Raw genomic sequence first — 16,753 nt, forward strand, 5'->3', positions numbered from 1 at the left:
CCGCAAACTGGAGGTTTATCCATGCGCAAGAATCTCGGTGTCAAGACCTATCTCTACCCGCAACCCACACTGGTCATCGCGACCTACAACGAAGACGGCTCCGCGAACGCCATGGTGGCAGCCTGGGGTTCCATCAGCGATTCTAACCAAATCGCCATCTACGTGGCCGCCTCGCACAAGACCATGCCGAACATCAAGGCGCGCGGCGCGTTCACCGTGAGCATGGCAACCGCTGCACATATCAAGGCAATCGACTACCTGGGCATCACCAGCGGCAACAAGGTTCCAGACAAGTTTGCAAAATCGGGATTCACCGCCGTCAAGAGCGAAAACGTGGACGCCCCGCTGATTGCGGAACTCCCGCTCACGCTCGAATGCAAGATGGTAAGCTACGACGACGATTCCGAACTCCTGCTGGGCGAAATCGTGAACGTGACTGCCGATGATTCCGTGCTGGACGCAAACGGCAAGCTCGATGTAGAAAAACTCGCCCCCGTCTGCTACGATTCCGCCGGTCACGGCTATTACGTGATGGAACACCGCATAGGCAACGCCTTCAGCGACGGCAAAGAAATCAAGTAAATGAAAATCAGGATCCTCATCGACAATATCGAAGGCTTCTCCGCCGACGAACGTCCACGCAAGCTCTTTGGCGAATGGGGACTTTCTGTCTACGCCGAATACAAGGACCACAAGGTCCTTCTGGATACGGGCGCCTCGCACCTTTTCGCAAAGAACGCCGCCGTGATGGGAATCGACCTGTCGCAAGTGGATATCGGCGTCTTGAGCCACGCGCACTACGATCACGCGAACGGGCTCGCCAAATTCTTCAAGGCGAACGAAAAGGCTCCTTTCTACCTGCGCAAGGGCGCCGCCGAAAACTGCTACCATACGCACAAGCTGCTCGGCCCGCTCGCCTTCCACGTATACATCGGCATTCACAGGGGATGGCTCAAGCGGTTCGCCGACCGCATCCGCTTCGTAGAAGGCGATGCCGAAATCGTTCCCGGAATAACGCTCGTGCCGCACAAGACCGCAGGCCTCGAAAGCATCGGCGAACGTGCCCACCTGAGCGTAAAGGAAAACGGGAGATTTCGCTACGACAGCTTTGAGCACGAGCAGAGCCTGGTATTCGATACGCCCCGCGGCCTGTTCGTCATGAACAGCTGCAGCCACGGCGGCGCAGACAATATCGTCAAGGAAATCGCCGCCACGTTCCCCGACAAGAAGCTTTTCGCGATTCTCGGCGGTTTCCATCTTTTCCGCTACAAGGACAGCGACATCCGCGCCTTTGCCGAACGCCTGCGCGAACTGAACGTCCAAAAAATCTACACCGGTCACTGCACCGGCGACCGCGCCTTCAAAATCCTGCACGAAATCCTTGGCGACCGTGCCGAACAGATGTTTACGGGAATGTCTATCGAGGTGTAGTTACACCGGGTCATTTACCGGTTTACTGTAGTCGCGCTCACCGAAGAGAGCCGTACCCACGCGGATCATCGTGGAGCCTTCTTCGATAGCGACTTCCAAATCGCCCGTCATGCCCATCGAAAGCTGGTCGAAGTGGGCGAACACGCCGCCCTTTGCGAGGAACTTCTGCTGCAGTCCGCGCAGGAACGCAAAGCATTCGCGGGAATCTTCGGCGACACCGGTATTCTTGCCGATGGTCATGAGCCCGCGGAAACGCAGATGCGGGAAGTTCGTTTCTGCAAGCCCGTTCAAGAAAGCTTCCGCTTCGTGCACGTCGAGCCCGCTCTTGGTCTCTTCTTCGCCAGCGTTCACCTGGAAGAGTATATCAAGGATTTTGCCCTGAGATGCGCCGGCGCCGTTGCCGGGGAGTGCCGCGCAGACGCGCTCCAATTTCTCGACCGCCTCGATGCTCGCGATGGAATGGATGCAGTCGGCCACAATCGCCGCCTTCTTGAGCTTGTTGCTCTGCACGGGGCCAATCACGTGGCAACGCACGCGTTCGCCATTGAGTGCCTTGCGCGGCTCGCTGAACTTGAGTTCCGCCTCTTGCACGCGGTTCTCGCCGAAGTCGGTCGCGCCCAGGCTAATCGCATTTTCCACGGCTTCTGCCGGGTGGAACTTGCTCACCCAGACGAGCTTAACCGAGTCGCGGCTACGGCCCGCAATCTTGCAGGCTTCCGCAATTCTTGCTTCGAGAGCGGCAAGATGCCCGCGCATTTCTTCGAGAGTGAATTCCATTACTTCTTCGCCTTCTTCTGCACGAACAGAATCTTCACGATTTCGTCGATGTGCTTGTGCGTGTAGATCTTGAGGCCCTTCTTCGCGGGTGCCGGAAGTTCGTCCACGTCCTTCTTGTTCTGCGCAGGCAGACGGAGCGTCTTCACGCCGGCCTGGAGTGCCGCAAGCGCCTTCTCGTTGAGCCCGCCAATCGCGAGGCAGGCTCCCGTGAGGCTCACCTCGCCGGTAAACGCGATATCCGGCGCCACGGGAATTCTCGTGAACGCAGAGAGCAGGCAGAGCGTGAGGGCGATGCCCGCAGAGGGACCGTCCTTCGGCACGGCGCCTTCGGGTACGTGGATATGGATGTCCGTCTTTTTCACGATCGCGGGGTCGATGCCAAAACGGTGCAGGCGTTCACGCACCAAGCTCACCGCAATCTGGGCGGATTCCTTCATCACGTCGCCGAGCTTGCCCGTCATGATAATCTGGCCCTTGCCGCTCAGGAGCATACATTCGATGGGGAGGATTTCGCCGCCGACGCTTGTCCAGGCAAGGCCTGTCACGACACCCGGCTTGCCCGGTGCCGGAAGCTGGCTATCGAGGAAACGCGGCGCTCCCAGATATTCCTGCAACTGTTTTTCCGTGATTTCGGGCTTGAATTTCTTGCCCATCACGATTTCCTTGGCACGGTGACGCACCACGTTCTCCAAGGTACGTTCCAGTTCGCGTACGCCCGCTTCGCGGGTCCAACCACGCATCACTTCGGTCACGATCTTCTCGCCGAACGAGACCTGTTCATCGAGTTTTACGCCGGTGCGCTCACAGATGCGCGGCAACAGGTACTTGCTTGCAATCTGCAACTTTTCGTGCGGGTAGTAACCGGGCAGGCGCACGATTTCGAGCCTGTCGCGCAACGCTTCGGGGATTTCGCTTTCACTGTTCGCCGTCGCGATAAACAGCACGCGGCTAAGGTCGAGCCCCACTTCCATGAAGTGGTCGGTAAAGTCGTGGTTCTGTTCCGGGTCAAGCACCTCGAGCATCGCGCTCGCGGGGTCGCCACGGAAATCGCTCGCCATCTTGTCGATTTCGTCGAGCAATATAATCGGATTCATGCACTTGGCACGGCGCAGCGCATGGATAAAACGGCCCGGCATCGCACCGATATAGGTACGGCGGTGTCCACGGATTTCGGCTTCGTCACGTACGCCGCCGAGCGTAATGCGCACAAAGTTACGCTGCATGGCGTTCGCGATGGATTCCACAAGCGTCGTCTTGCCGACACCCGGAGGGCCCACGAGACATAGAATCGGCGAACGGCGTTCCGTGCCGGTAAGCTTGAGCACCGCGACGTATTCCATGATACGTTCCTTCACCTTGTCGAGTCCGAAATGCTTGGAATCGAGTTCGCTCTTCACCTTTTTCATGTTGAGCACGGTTTCGGTATACACGCCGTAAGGCAGGTTCAGGAACCAGTCGACATAGTTGCGGCTTACCGCATATTCCGGCGACGTCGGCTGCATCATGCGCATGCGGCTGATTTCGTCTTCGAGCTTCTCGACAATCACCGGGGTAAAATTCTTCGCCTTGATCTTTTTCAGCAGCTGGTCGGGTTCCGATGCGCCCGCATTGTCGCCGTCCAGTTCGTCTTGCAGCTGGCGGATCTGTTCGGAAATAAACCATTCCTTCTGCTGCTGCGCCATCTTCTGGCGCACATTCTGCTGGATGCGCACGAGCACGTTCTCGTTGTCTTCGGTCACGTCCATCAGCGCGAGAAGCTTTTCCGACATCATGTCGAGCGAAGCCATCTCGAGAAAACTTTGCTTTTCGGCAAGCGACACCTGCAAGAAGGGGACCATCCCGTAATAGGCGTTCAGCTGGTTTTCCATGCCGAAGAAGGCGTCGACCATGCCTTCGGCAATATTGCGCTTGGCCGCATATTCGCGGAACCTCGAAAGCACCTCGTCAAAACGGGGCGTCTTGGAATCCAGTTTGATGGCGTTCTTGCGCGGCGAAACGGTCACGTGCAGGAATCCGTCCTGCATCAGAATGGAACGCAGGTCCACGACCTGCACGCCTTCGAGCACCACCTTCACGCAGCCGTTCGGGAACGGCGTCACGTTGCTTACACGGGCGGCCACGCCGACCGAGAACAAATCCAGCATCGGGTTCTGGAGTTCTTCGACAGTGACGTCACGTTGAGCCACCAGGATGATTTCGTTGTCGTGGTTCTCGGCATATTCCAGAGCGCGAAGCGACATATCGCGGCCCACCAGAATACGGCGGGTCGTCATCGGGAACACAACGGCATCCCTCAAGGGGAGCATGGGAAATGTTTTCGAAAAATCAAAACTCATACACGCTAAAGATAGAATCTTCGCTACGTCGCCATTTTCCCGCTAGGCAAAAAATCGCCCGAGACCCATTCAACGGGAGATTCCCGGCCGGACCTGCAACATGTACTTTCCCGGACCGGGAACGGCTATGGCAAGCGACGTTCCGGGACCGTTCCATACTCCGCGAGCAACGACTTGCCCTATCGCGTTCATCAGCACATAACGCGATCCCGGTGCAATCCCGTTCACGGCAACCTGCTTCCCGCTGGCGACAAGGGCGTATCTCAGGCCGGCATGCGGCATGGCAACATGTCCGAGCGCCTCTGTCGTATCGACAGCCTTCGGATTTTCGGAAAAGAGCAACAAGGCGGTAATGGACTTGGCCGGGAGAGTCATCTTGATCATGTCCGCAAACGCCGCGGTCGCAGTCGTTTTTTCACCCGCGACGGAAGCATTCACGGCGTTTTCTTTCAGGGCGTTATTCGTGTGCGAAACAAACGTTTCGCCCTTGAGGTTCTGCAGCGTGAGCGTCTTGAATTTCAGGCCGGCATCGAAATTGGCCAATTTCAGTTGAACCTCTTGCGCATCCTTTTCAGCGCGGTTCACGAAGATGACCGTGAGCGAGTCGCCCTTGTTCGTTACGGAACTGTAGGCCGATACGAGCGAGTCCTTGCTGGATATGGACTGCACGCGGTTCGCGTGGCCGTAACGGCTAAAGAGGTGCACCGTTTCGTACATGCCGTCGCCCCAGGTCCACGGGGTGAAAATCTCGACGCCGTTATCTTGCATGACTCCAAGGAAAGACGCGTAAGTGAGTGCCGTTACCATGGGGTCGGAATCGTTCAGGTCGGTTTCGGTAATGCCGAGCGTAATGCCGTGATCCTTGCCGAAATATTTTTCGAGCCAGTCGTTGATACGCTTGAAGATGTATTCCTTTTGGTTGTCGTTGTCCCAGCCTCCGTTCACCATCTTGATCCCGTTTGCTCCGGGATAGTTATAGGTGGTGTCGAATAGAACTCGATGCCAGTTCACGCGCGATTCGTAATCTTTTTCACTCGGATACCAGTGAATGTCGAAAACATCGAGAAGACGTGTGCCAGAGGACTTTTGCGCCTCGGCAACTTTCATGATGAAGTATTCTAGCCAGCAGTAATCGCGATCGGGTCCTTTGGGTCTATCCTGTTTGTTGTACGAGGACACGGAGCACCAGAACCATTCGTTTGCGACCACCGGGCCGGTGAGCTTGATGTCGCCCCAGGCGGCGCGGGCCTTCTTGGCGACATCGATGTAGCGTTCAACGAGAAAGTCTCCCGTGACAGGCAAATCCAGGTCGGAATGCGTGCCGCGCCAGATTTCCATTTCGTTGTCCATGCTCCAGTACTTGAAACGGCTCATGTCGAACTTAAGTTCGTCTTTCCAGTGTGGGATAATCGCGACGGTCGAGTCGGCTGGCCATTCCATGTTGTAGAGCGAGGCGTCGCCCGCCTTGACGAGCGTCTGGCCGTCTTCCGATACTTCGCCTCCGCCCGCGAGGTCGAATGTCTGCGACGGATACGAGCCGTGTTCCTGTTTCCAGTTCCAGTCCGGGAAGTTGTATGCGGTGGAACTTGCCGCGTAACCCGTGAGCTGGAAAGCGTACATCGCGTCGACACCCGGCATCTTGTCGAGCACTTTTTTCGCAGTGATGTCCCAGTCGTGCTCGTAAACGTTGTTGAACCAGTCCGGGTGGACCGTCATTTTGTGGCGCCAATTGTAGCGCGTGGCGTTGTTGCCGTTGTTCGCGCGTAAAAAGTGGATGCCCGCCTCGAGCATCTGCGCGATAAACGCCTCTTCGGTGGAGTCGCTTTCGGCCTTAGTGTCGCTCACCTTGTCGATGTTGCGGCCATACAGGTAAGGGGAAATCTTCTTCACGCCCTTCTGGGTATCGACGGTAATGTCGATAGCGGCAAGGGCCGGGGAAAACGCCAGCACGGAACCGAAAGCCCCGCCGGCGAGAATCTTCGCAAAAACCATAAGCACCACCTTTGGCCGCTTCTAGGGAAGCAGCTTCCAAATAAAAATATATCCGAAAAACGAAATAGTGCAAAAAAAATCCGTCTACGTGGACATACTTGTCAACAATCACAAAAAAACCGGGATTTGCTCCCGGTTCTTTAAAAAAGCGTTCTTATGCGACGTTTTTCCCGACTTTTTTCCGGGATTTCTTTTCGGACGAAATGGTCACGGGACCCAGCCCGTTCTTCACCATCTCGGCCGTAACCAGGAGTTTCTTTGCGCCGGAACCGGGCATTTCGAACATCGCCTTCTGCAAGGCCTTTTCCACAACGGAACGGAGCCCGCGGGCGCCAGTCTTTCGGCTCATGGTCTCACGCACGATTTCCTTGAGGGCCTCTTCCTCGAATTCGAGCTCGATGCCATCCATCGCGAAGAGGCTCTTGAACTGTTTCACGAGGGCGTTCTTCGGCTGCGTCAAGATATTGAGCATCGCGTCTTCGTCCAGTTCCTCGAGCGCCACGGCGATCGGCAAGCGTCCGACAATTTCGGGAATGAGTCCAAACTTGATAAGGTCATCGGGTTCGAGTTGCCTGAACAGTTCGCTCAGCGTATTGTCCTTTTCGCTGCGGATGTCGGCACCGAAGCCCATTCCGCCCTTGTTCACGCGCTGGGCGATTATCTTGTCGAGCGTCTCGAACGCACCCCCGCAAATGAACAGGATGTTCTTCGTATTCACCTGAACCAGCGGCTGTTCCGGATGCTTGCGCCCGCCCTTCGGCGGAACGGCGGCGACAGTGCCTTCCAAAAGTTTCAACAGGCCCTGCTGTACGCCTTCGCCACTCACGTCGCGCGTGATGGAAGGGTTCGCCGTCTTCCTTGCAATCTTGTCGATTTCATCGACAAAGATGATACCGCGTTCCGCCTTGGCCACGTCGTAATCGGCAGCCTGCAACAGGCGCACGATAATGCTGTCCACGTCTTCGCCCACATAGCCCGCCTCGGTAAGCACCGTCGCGTCGGCAATGGTAAACGGGACATCCAGGAATCGTGCCATCGTCTGCGCCAGGAGCGTCTTTCCGGAACCGGTCGGGCCGACCAGCAGCAGGTTCGACTTCTCGACATCCACGTCGTCTTTCGAGTTGTGGGTCTGCCTGTAGCGCAGGCGCTTGTAATGGTTGTACACGGCCACCGAGAGGGCCGTCTTGGCCTGGTCCTGGCCAATCACGAATTCGTCCAGATGGGCCTTGATTTCGGACGGCAGCGGGAGCGGCTTCTGCGAGGCGAGCTCGGCTGCGGCCTTTTCCTTCATCGCGCGGGACTTGTCCTCTTCGATGATACGGTAGCACATGGAGACGCAATCACTGCAGATGTGGACTCCCGCACCCGTAATCATCTTTTCGACCTGTTCCGCCGGCTTGCCGCAAAAACTGCAAGTCACGACAGGATGATTTTTCCCGCTACGATACATTAAACGCCCTCTTTACGCGGAACGAAAACCTCGTCGATAACACCGAAGGCCTTGGCTTCTTCAGGACCCATGTAAAAATCGCGGTCCGTCTTTTCGCGGACTTCGTCGATAGACTTGCCCGTATGCTTCGCGACAATCTCGGTCAGGGTATCCTTGGTACGCACGATTTCCTTCGCCGTAATCTGGATATCGGTAGACTGGCCGGTGGCCGCGCCAGACGGCTGGTGCAGCATAATGCGGGAATGCGGGAGCGCATAGCGCTTGCCCTTGGTGCCGGCGGCCAGGAGGACCGCGGCCATCGAGGCGCAACTGCCAATGCAGATGGTCGCGATGTTCGGGCGCACGTGCTGCATGGTATCGTAAATGGCAAGCCCTGCCGACACGTAACCACCGGGGCTGTTGATGTAGAGCGTGATATCCTTTTCCGGATTCTCGTATTCCAGGAATATCAACTGCGCCATGACGTTGTTCGCCACTTCGTCGTTGATGGGCGTACCCAAGAAGATAATGCGTTCCTTGAGGAGACGGGAATAGATATCGTAAGCGCGCTCACCGCGACCGGTATTCTCTATGACGGTAGGGATGATCATTTACAAGACCTCTTTACTTGGATTCGGTAGCCGGACGGATGCCGACGATGAAGTCAGCAGCCAACTGAATGCGCAGTTCTTCGCGCAGGCCGTTGATACGGCCGGACTGGCGGAAATGACCCTTGAGGGTTTCGAAATCCACCTGGTAGGCCTGGGCCATGAGCTTGAGGCGTTCGTCCACGGATTCCTGCGTAGCCTTGAGCTTTTCCTTGGTGGCGACGAAGTCCAAAATGCGGTGCTTCTTGATTTCGCGGATTGCTTCGGCGGAGAGGCTGTTGATCTGTTCTTCCGTCGGTTCCACGGCATCCTTGGGATCCTGCACGTTGCGGTTGATGGACCACTTGATGAGATCCACCACGCGGGCATGCGGCACGTCGAACGGGTTGCTTTCGATGAGCTTGTCGATAGCTTCGTCGACAGCCTTCGTCTTGGCGGCGTCGCGCTTGCGGTTGGCAAGGCTTTCGGCAATGTTGTTCTTCAGGTCGGCTTCGTCCTTGACGCCGATCTGCTTGCAGAATTCTTCGTCGAAGGTCGGCGGAACGATTTCACGCACGTCGGTGATTTCCACGTTGAACTGGGCGGTCTTGCCACGGTAGCGTTCGTCCTTGTGGTCATCCGGGTACTGGAAGTTGATTTCCTTCTTGTCACCGGCCTTGACGCCCATGAGGCCCTGGTCAAATCCCGGGCTGGCGGATTCGCCGAGCAGGCTGCGGAATTCCTTGTTTTCGGGGAGCGTCTGCTTTTCGCCGTCGATAACGACTTCGATGTAGTTGCCGACCACCACGTCGCCCTTGCCGGCAGCGCGGTCCACGTGTTCGTCGCGGCTCCACATCTGGATCATGCGGTTCAGTTCGTCCTGGATTTCTTCTTCGTGCACTGCGGTATCCGGAACGGTCACGCCCGTGTCGGCATAGCCCTTGATATCGATTTCGGGGTCAATTTCGACTTCGACGGTCAGCTTGACGCTGGTTTCCTTGTCATCCTTGAAATCGGTCACCTTGAGGGGGCCAACCGGAAGAATGCCCGCCTTCTTCAGTTCTTCGTTGATGACCTTGTCGACCGTCTCGTTCACGACTTCGTGGCGGATGGTGTCACCGAACTGCTTCAGGATCATGGCCTTCGGAACCATGCCCTGGCGGAAGCCCTTCAGGGCAACCTGCTTCTTATACTGGGCAAGCTTCTTTTCAAAAGGAGCCTTAAGGTCCTCCTGGGGGATTGTGACGTCGAGGGTGCGCAGCGTGGCGCTGGTCTCTTTGATTTCAACGGACATACAAAAACTCCGATATGCTTTTTTGGTTAAAAAATTTCTGCGAGGGGTGGGAGTCGAACCCACACACCGAAGTACCAGATCCTAAGTCTGGCGCGTCTGCCAATTCCGCCACTCTCGCGTTTCCGCACCCAAATTTAGAAAAATTCGGTCGGCGACAGTAGTGTCCCAAAACGAAAAAGTCAATTCCGGGCCAATATGCCCAAATCTTTTTTCGACACGTACTTGAATACACCAATTATCAACAGTAGCGCCACAAACGTCGCCACCAGGCCCCACCAGGGGACAGCGCCCGTATACCAGAAACACACGACGCAAGGGAGCATCAGCAAGTGTATCGCCGTCACCTTGACGAACTGTCTGCGCATGGCGGGAGTCACACGGGTAAGCAAGAACAGGAATATGCCGGACTCCGAACAAATTTTTGCCAGGGCCGCACCGAGAACGCCCAGCTCCGGAACCAGGGACACGTTGGAAACCACGTTCACCACGCCCGCGACAACGGCGAGCTTCAGGTAGTCCTTACGCGACTGCGAGATGAGCCATTCGCTCCACGGCACCGAATAGAACGAAACTACGAGCCAGCAGGCGAAAAGGATCATCACCTTCGCAGCGGGCAAGTCCACGTCGACAGGAATCACCTTCGTGAAGAACTTTTCCGAAAAGGCGATAGTCCCCAAGAGGAACATCGCGCTCATGACGCCCAGAATCTTGTGCGAAGACTGCACCAGCGAAGCGCTGTCCTCGTGCCGCCCGAATTCCAGCAGGCGGGCCAGCTGCCGCCGTAGCGGGACGCTGAGCGCGCCGCCCAGCACGAACACGAACATCGCATAGCGGAAACAGTAATCGTAAATGCCCACCGCGCTGTTGCCGCAGAAATACTTCAAGAAGAAGATATCCACGTTCTGGTGCAGCAGCAGTAGCGAAGACGAGAAAAACAGGATGAACGAACTGCGGTAGCAGCTCCAGGCGTCCTTCCATTCCGCACGCGACGGAGGCGCCACCGAAAACTTGCGCTTGGGCCCCAGCACCCACAGGGCGGCCGTCGCGAGCACTTCCGAACCGATATCGATGGCCGCGAACATTTCGATAGAAGAGATACCCGCGAACCAAAGCATGCCGAGGACCAGGCACTGCCTAAAGAACTGCACTACGGGATTGATACCCGCATAGCCCTTACGCGAAAGCCACCAGTCGAGATTCGCAGGCCGCAAGAATACCTGCAGCAGGTACACCTTCAACACGAACCCGCCGGCAAGGTCCATCGAGAAAAACGCCACCGCCCCGACTGCCGCCATGGCGAGCAGCACGGCACCGCGCATGTAGCCCATGGCCACGAACAGCTTGCGGTCCATCTTCACGTCGTCGGGGTGTTCGATCAAGGCAAGCGAAGACAGTCCGAAATCCAGGACAAAGTTCAGGTACGTGACGAGCGTGAGCGCAAATACGACCTCGCCCCACGATGCCGAACCGAACCGCAGCAACGCGATACTCGTCACCACGAAACGCACAAGCTTGCCTAGGCCCTGGGCGGCACCGTTCATGCCGACATTCACGAGCAACGAATCCGCACGCATCAGCGCCTCCGCAGTTTCCGGTAAATACGGTTACGGACAAAGTCTCGCAAGTCCCAGAATGCGTGATACAGTCCCAAGACGCAACCGGCGCGCTTGCCGGCAGGATTCGGGCAGAGTTCCCGCAAAAGCGCGGCAAAGCCCTTGCCGTTTTCTTCGGAGCGGAACCGCTTTTCCACAAACTGGAACATCTTCTCGCCATCGGCGTCGAGAGTCTCGCGCGTCGCGTTCTTCAGGTAATCGCGAATGCCTTCGTACGATTCGAAAACGAACGGCGTCACTTCCGGATGCGCGCAGACAGCCAGCGCAAGCGCCGGCCTGTGCGCAAAGCCCGCCTCCACAAGGGGCAGGTTGAAGTTCTCGCACTTGGAAAAGCTCACGAGCACATCGCAGTCGGCATACAGCTCCGCCATCTTCCTGGAATCGCTGATGGCGGCACGGGCGGCGACGCCTGCCGCCGTAAGTTTCGCGCATGTCACAGCATCACCGCCGCCCACGACCGTGACTTCGTAGCTATCGCCCAAGTCCTTCTTGAGCCGGCACAAATCGTCAAGACCCTTGTAGAGCCATTCCGTAGTGCGGTAACGCGTCACCATCAGCACGCGCACAGGACCCTCGTGGGCCACCAGGCTTCCTGCCGGCAAAAGCTTCGCGAAATGGTCGCCGCCGTTATAAAGTACCCTGGCGGCAGGCCAGCCGATATATTCCGCCGCATAGCGGCTTATCGTCACCACAGCCGTAAACGCAGGGTAGATTTCGCCTATACGGGCCTCCACCATCTTGCGGTGCTGTTCCCGTTCTTCGGGAATCGTGAGCTCCGCGGGAATATAGCCGTGCTCGTAGGCGACCGTCACGGCGTCCAGTTTCAGGTCGGCGACAATCTTGTAGAACGGGTCCGTACAGGCGACAACCACGTCGTAGTTCCCCGCCTTCAGCGCAAGCGCCACGCCCCTAAAATGCGTCGGCACGCGCACGGCGCGCACGCCGGCCGGCACCAGGCTGCGGTCCAGATCGCAGGCGTACAAGTCCACCTGGTGGCCATCTGCCAGCAAGTACGGCAACTGGTTCTCGAGAATGCGGGTCACGCCGTATTCGCCGATAAAAACCGTCGAAAGCAGCGCGATTCTCATACGCGGCTCTCCTTGCCCAACGAGAACAGCACGCCCATGTACCAGGCGCCCCATCCGAGCGACGAGGGGAACAGCGGGAACACGTCAAAGACACCGAGGAACAGCATCACGATGCCGCCGCCCAGCAGGGCGAGGCCAAAGCCGTCCCACGTGTAACGGATATAGCGCAGCAGTTTCGCGGCGCAGGTCACGCAGACCATCGAGAGGAACGTGAAACCGATAAAGCCGTGTTCCGAAAGAACCATCAGGGCGAGGTTATGGGCGTGGCCCAGACGGGGCAGCGTCTGCACGATAGGCAACATGTTGTAGCGAGCCAGGAATTCCACGTTATAGGCAAGGAAGTTTCCGGGGCCCACGCCCCACAGCGTGTGCGACTTTATGATAGTCCCCGCCGTATACCAGGCGGCAATGCGTCCCATGGAACTCGCGTCCAGCCTGCCGCTCACAAAAGTGTTCATTCCCTGTTTCAGGAACATGTCGTCGGGCAGAATACTCCACAGCCCTATCGCCAAGATGGCCAGGATTCCCGAAAGGATCGCGAACTTGAACAACATGCTCAGAACGCGTTCACGCTGGTTCATCATCAGCTTGGCAAGCACCGTAAGCATGGAGCCGAGACCCATGCCGATAATGCCCATGCGGGTTCCGCTGAGCACGATAGAAATAAACACCAGGACAGAAATCACGCCGAGCCATACCGGGTTCGTCTTCTTGCTTATCCAGCCGTTCATGAACCAGATGGTCCAAGAGACCGCGAGGAGCACGGCAAAGTTCGTCGAGCTGAGGGAAGGGCCTTCTACGCGCAACTGGAACGACACCGCCCTCTCGATAAACGCCCAGATGCACATGAACACGAGATGCGCCGTGATGACTTTCTGCACCATCGAAGACGTCCACCGGATAAGTCCGCAGCCCAGGAAAAACACCAGCCCGGTCGCCATCACGAAAAAGAAAATCATCATCATCGTGTAGGGGCGGGCCAAGAAAACCAGCGCCATATAGCCGAACTGGCTTGCCGCCAGCAGCAGCCACAGACGGTCCACCTTCTGGTCGCCCATGCGCGTCATGTACAGCGCGTAGCACGTCACCGCGACAAACATCAGGTATATGGAATGAGAAATTCCCTCCAGCTGGAACCAGTGGAGGGCGACAATCAGGAACAGCGCCCCAAAAACATGGGACTTCACGACAATCGTGCAGAAAAAGCTCACCATCATGAGCGCAAGCGCGATTAATCCCACAATATTCTCATCGGCAGAGCCCAGGTAGACTACCGTCAGCAATATCGGCAACAGGATGAGAATGACGAATTTGGGAATCATTTACGCATTGACGCCTTGATCTGCTCCAATTTCTGGCGTGCTTCGCCGCAGTTGGCAATCGCTCCCGTGCTTATGCCATGGTAGACCACGAAGAAGAGCGTCAGCACGAAAGAACCAATGAAACCGGCAATGGCCCAGACGGCCCTCTTCGGGCGGGTCTTCCAGTCCGGCAAATACGCATCCTGCACAATCTGGATGACAGGCTGGTTCTTGAGGCTCTGCGACTCCGTGTTCATCTTCTCGGTGGACACGAATTCCAGGAGCGTGGTGAAGCGCTTGAGGTCGGCGGCACGCTGCTCCTGGTACAAGGTCTTTTCCGAAGCCCAGTCCGAATTCAGGTACAGGGACTTCTCGGTCGGGACATAGTTCGAATCGTACTTGCCGCGGAGTTCCCTGAACTTGCGTTCGAGCAGCAGGCGCTTCTTGCGCATTTCGTTCGCGTCGGCGTTGTTCTTGCCCTGCACCTGTTCCGAAAGCTTGTAGTTGTTTATCTGGGCCTCGTAACCGGCAAGCGCCTTCACGGTCAGTTCCGTTTGGGCTTCCAGGTTCACCAGGTTGTTGTCCCTGTAGAAGCGGACCAGTTCGTCACTGATGGACCTCACGCTGTCCATGAGTTCGCGTTCCTGCGACTTGAGGTACTGAATGGAATACTGCAGGCGTTCTTTTTGCAGCTTCAGGTAGCGCTCGTTAGAGATGTCCACCATGTAGCGCACGATATCGCGCGCCATCACCTTGTTCTTGGCCTCGAATGCACAGCTGATGATGCCGCTCGCATCTTCACCGATCATCACGTCCTTGTTGAAGCGCTTCAGGGAAAGCTCGTCGGCCTTTTTCTTGTAGAGCGTATCGAGGCGGAACTTGTGGATGGTGCTGAGGGCCACTTCGCGGCCCGAAAGGATTTCGAGGTACAGGTCCGAAGGCTTGATGGTATTCTGCGAACCGAGCAACGACGCGATACTTCCGTTCGAAAGGCCACCGGCAGAAGACTTGAGCATGGACGACACGGCGCCAAAGCTACCCGTCTCGCTCGAAGAAGCATCGATCTGGAGCCTGATCTCCGTCGTATAGATAGGCGGCATCACCCAGGCGAGCACGAAGCACAGCAGGGCCACCACGACCGGAATAAGAAAGACTTTCTTCTTCTTCAAGCAATAACAGAATATATCGAAGTATGCCATCGGAAACCTAGTAAGTAGATATAATGATTGCCGTCGCGACAACACTCAGCAGTGAAGCCAGGAACAAGGTCACATCCTTCACGGATTCGTAGATGCTGCGCGGAATCTCGATATAGTCGCCCGGCTGGATTTCTCCCTTGTACGGGTCAATCGATTCACGCTTGCCATCGCGGATACGCGTAACACGCCTAAACGAGCCGGTAATGATAGTCACGCCCGAAGACGCGATATAGTCGATAGCATGCAGGCCGGGAGTATAGAGGGCCTTGCCCACTGCGGCAACGGCACCGCCCACGTAAACGAAGGGATCCTTGTTCCACAGCTCGACATGGGTCTCCGGAGCCAGGCGCAGGTCGCGGGCCTTCTCTATCTCGTAAGTTTCGGTAGAGCCGTCCGGTTTCTTGATCTTCACCCACTTGGACTTTATCTCGGCGACGCCGGGAGTCTTGTCGAGATATTCACCGAGCGTACGGCCTTCCACGTACGGGACACTCATGTTCGTCACCGGGGTTTCCACGGAAATCGTCGATTCCGACTTGATATAGGGAACATAGATGACATCCCCTGCACGCAGCTCGATGTTCGCTTCGCCCTTGCCTTCCGTCTCGTAGTCGATATAGTTTACGGTAATCGTGTCCTTGTCACGGACGACCTTGATGTTCTTCCTGTCGGCCATAGGCATGAACCCGCCACCCAGGACAATCACTCCGTTCAGGTGGGTCTGCTGTTCCACCGTAGCACGTCCGGGAGACTGCACCGCCCCGAGAACGGAAACCGACATCTTCCTGGTGCGCACCAGCTGAATCTGCACGTAGCGCTCGTCATACTTCGACACGAGCAGCTTCTTGAGGGAATCCTTGGCTTCGTTCAGGTGGAGCTTATCGACATTGACCATGCCGCAGCTCGGGACAGACACGTTGCCTTCCGGGGAAACCTGCACGACGTCGAAGCCCTTCGGCGAAAGAATTTCGAAATAGTCACCGGGACCGACAATATACGTAGAATCGATAGCTGTTTCCAGACGGATGGGTTCAGTAACAATATTCGTCCTCTGGAATCTTCCTTCCTGGCCCTGGAATGTAGGCAGGGTCGTCGGCGATGAAAAATCATCGTCAAGGGGTGCGGAAAAACATACCGACGCCAAAATCAATATTAAAACAGCATACATGGGAGATAATATACAAAAAAGTCCGGCCAGAGAACTAGCCGGACTTTCTACAAAGCGTTTAGCCTTAGTTAGCGGACTTGCTTTCACCCTCGACCATGTCCACGGCTGCGTCAGCCTTGGCAGGTTCGGAGGCCTTCTTGGTCTTCACGACGATCTCGTCTTCGACGAGACCGATGAGGGCCATTTCGGCAGCGTCACCAGCGCGGTTCGGGCCGAGCTTGATGATGCGGGTGTAGCCACCGTTACGGGATGCGTAACGCGGGCCGATCGTGTTGAACAAATCCTGGAGGACCTTCGGGTCCATCACGAAGCGGGCAGCTTCACGACGGGCAGAGAGGTCACCCTTCTTTGCATAGGTAATCATGCGTTCGACGCTGCTACGGACCAACTTGGCCTTGTGAAGCGTAGTACGCACGTAGCGGGCACTCTGTTCCGCTTCCATACCCTTGCCGATGATGGAGGTCGTAAGGGCGCGGAGGATGGCACGCTTGTGTTCGGAATTAACACCGAGTTTCTTGTTTTTTACACCGTGTCTCAT

Annotated in this window: 13 protein-coding genes, 1 tRNA gene and 1 pseudogene; 2 read left to right on the plus strand and 13 right to left on the minus strand. The window is 56.7% G+C overall.

All coding sequences use genetic code 11. The features are described 5' to 3' along the window. Positions 1-21: 21 nt before the first annotated feature. Positions 22-582: a flavin reductase family protein gene (locus B3M32_RS08800; protein WP_290745546.1), complete on the plus strand. Its 561-nt coding sequence runs from the start codon at positions 22-24 to the stop codon at positions 580-582. Continuing rightward, the gene (locus B3M32_RS08805) at positions 583-1,431 is read left to right on the plus strand and encodes an MBL fold metallo-hydrolase (protein ID WP_290745549.1); all 849 of its coding nucleotides are present in this window, start codon (positions 583-585) and stop codon (positions 1,429-1,431) included. Here B3M32_RS08805 and B3M32_RS08810 read toward each other — a convergent pair whose 3' ends face one another. From B3M32_RS08810 to rplQ, 13 genes and pseudogenes are all read right to left on the minus strand, one after another. Further along, complete coding sequence (locus B3M32_RS08810; RefSeq protein WP_290745551.1) at positions 1,432-2,208, minus strand: YggS family pyridoxal phosphate-dependent enzyme; 777 nt, start codon at positions 2,206-2,208, stop codon at positions 1,432-1,434. Further along, the gene (gene lon / locus B3M32_RS08815) at positions 2,208-4,544 is read right to left on the minus strand and encodes an endopeptidase La (RefSeq protein WP_290745554.1); all 2,337 of its coding nucleotides are present in this window, start codon (positions 4,542-4,544) and stop codon (positions 2,208-2,210) included. Before lon ends, B3M32_RS08810 begins: the two co-directional genes overlap by 1 nt. Positions 4,545-4,613: 69 nt before the next feature. Further along, the gene (locus B3M32_RS08820) at positions 4,614-6,536 is read right to left on the minus strand and encodes a glycoside hydrolase family 44 protein (protein ID WP_290745556.1); all 1,923 of its coding nucleotides are present in this window, start codon (positions 6,534-6,536) and stop codon (positions 4,614-4,616) included. A gap of 154 nt (positions 6,537-6,690) precedes the next feature. Then, entirely contained in the window at positions 6,691-7,986 is a 1,296-nt protein-coding gene (clpX, locus tag B3M32_RS08825) for an ATP-dependent Clp protease ATP-binding subunit ClpX (protein WP_290745559.1), read from the minus strand. Next, the gene (locus B3M32_RS08830; protein WP_290745562.1) at positions 7,986-8,576 is read right to left on the minus strand and encodes an ATP-dependent Clp protease proteolytic subunit; all 591 of its coding nucleotides are present in this window, start codon (positions 8,574-8,576) and stop codon (positions 7,986-7,988) included. Before B3M32_RS08830 ends, clpX begins: the two co-directional genes overlap by 1 nt. Before the next feature lie 13 nt (positions 8,577-8,589). Then, positions 8,590-9,846, minus strand: coding sequence for a trigger factor (tig, locus tag B3M32_RS08835; RefSeq protein ID WP_290745565.1), 1,257 nt, complete (start codon positions 9,844-9,846; stop codon positions 8,590-8,592). Between the two features lie 38 nt (positions 9,847-9,884). Continuing rightward, a tRNA-Leu gene (locus tag B3M32_RS08840) sits at positions 9,885-9,964 on the minus strand. Between the two features lie 61 nt (positions 9,965-10,025). Next, the gene (locus B3M32_RS08845) at positions 10,026-11,420 is read right to left on the minus strand and encodes a lipopolysaccharide biosynthesis protein (RefSeq protein WP_290745568.1); all 1,395 of its coding nucleotides are present in this window, start codon (positions 11,418-11,420) and stop codon (positions 10,026-10,028) included. Next, positions 11,420-12,547, minus strand: a complete 1,128-nt coding sequence (locus B3M32_RS08850) for a glycosyltransferase family 4 protein (protein ID WP_290745572.1) — start codon at positions 12,545-12,547, stop codon at positions 11,420-11,422. The genes B3M32_RS08845 and B3M32_RS08850 overlap by 1 nt, the downstream gene beginning before the upstream one ends. Further along, the gene (locus B3M32_RS08855) at positions 12,544-13,869 is read right to left on the minus strand and encodes an O-antigen ligase family protein (RefSeq protein WP_290745575.1); all 1,326 of its coding nucleotides are present in this window, start codon (positions 13,867-13,869) and stop codon (positions 12,544-12,546) included. The genes B3M32_RS08850 and B3M32_RS08855 overlap by 4 nt, the downstream gene beginning before the upstream one ends. Continuing rightward, positions 13,866-15,017 carry a hypothetical protein gene (locus tag B3M32_RS08860; RefSeq protein ID WP_290745577.1) on the minus strand — a complete coding sequence of 384 codons (1,152 nt, stop codon included), beginning with the start codon at positions 15,015-15,017 and terminating at the stop codon, positions 13,866-13,868. The genes B3M32_RS08855 and B3M32_RS08860 overlap by 4 nt, the downstream gene beginning before the upstream one ends. Positions 15,018-15,054: 37 nt before the next feature. Then, positions 15,055-16,215, minus strand: a complete 1,161-nt coding sequence (locus tag B3M32_RS08865) for a polysaccharide biosynthesis/export family protein (RefSeq protein ID WP_290745580.1) — start codon at positions 16,213-16,215, stop codon at positions 15,055-15,057. A 163-nt stretch (positions 16,216-16,378) separates the two neighbouring features. Continuing rightward, a pseudogene (gene rplQ / locus B3M32_RS08870) lies at positions 16,379-16,753 on the minus strand (50S ribosomal protein L17); the annotation flags it as partial.

The organism is Fibrobacter sp. UBA4309, from assembly GCF_002395745.1.
Classification (GTDB): Bacteria; Fibrobacterota; Fibrobacteria; order Fibrobacterales; family Fibrobacteraceae; genus Fibrobacter.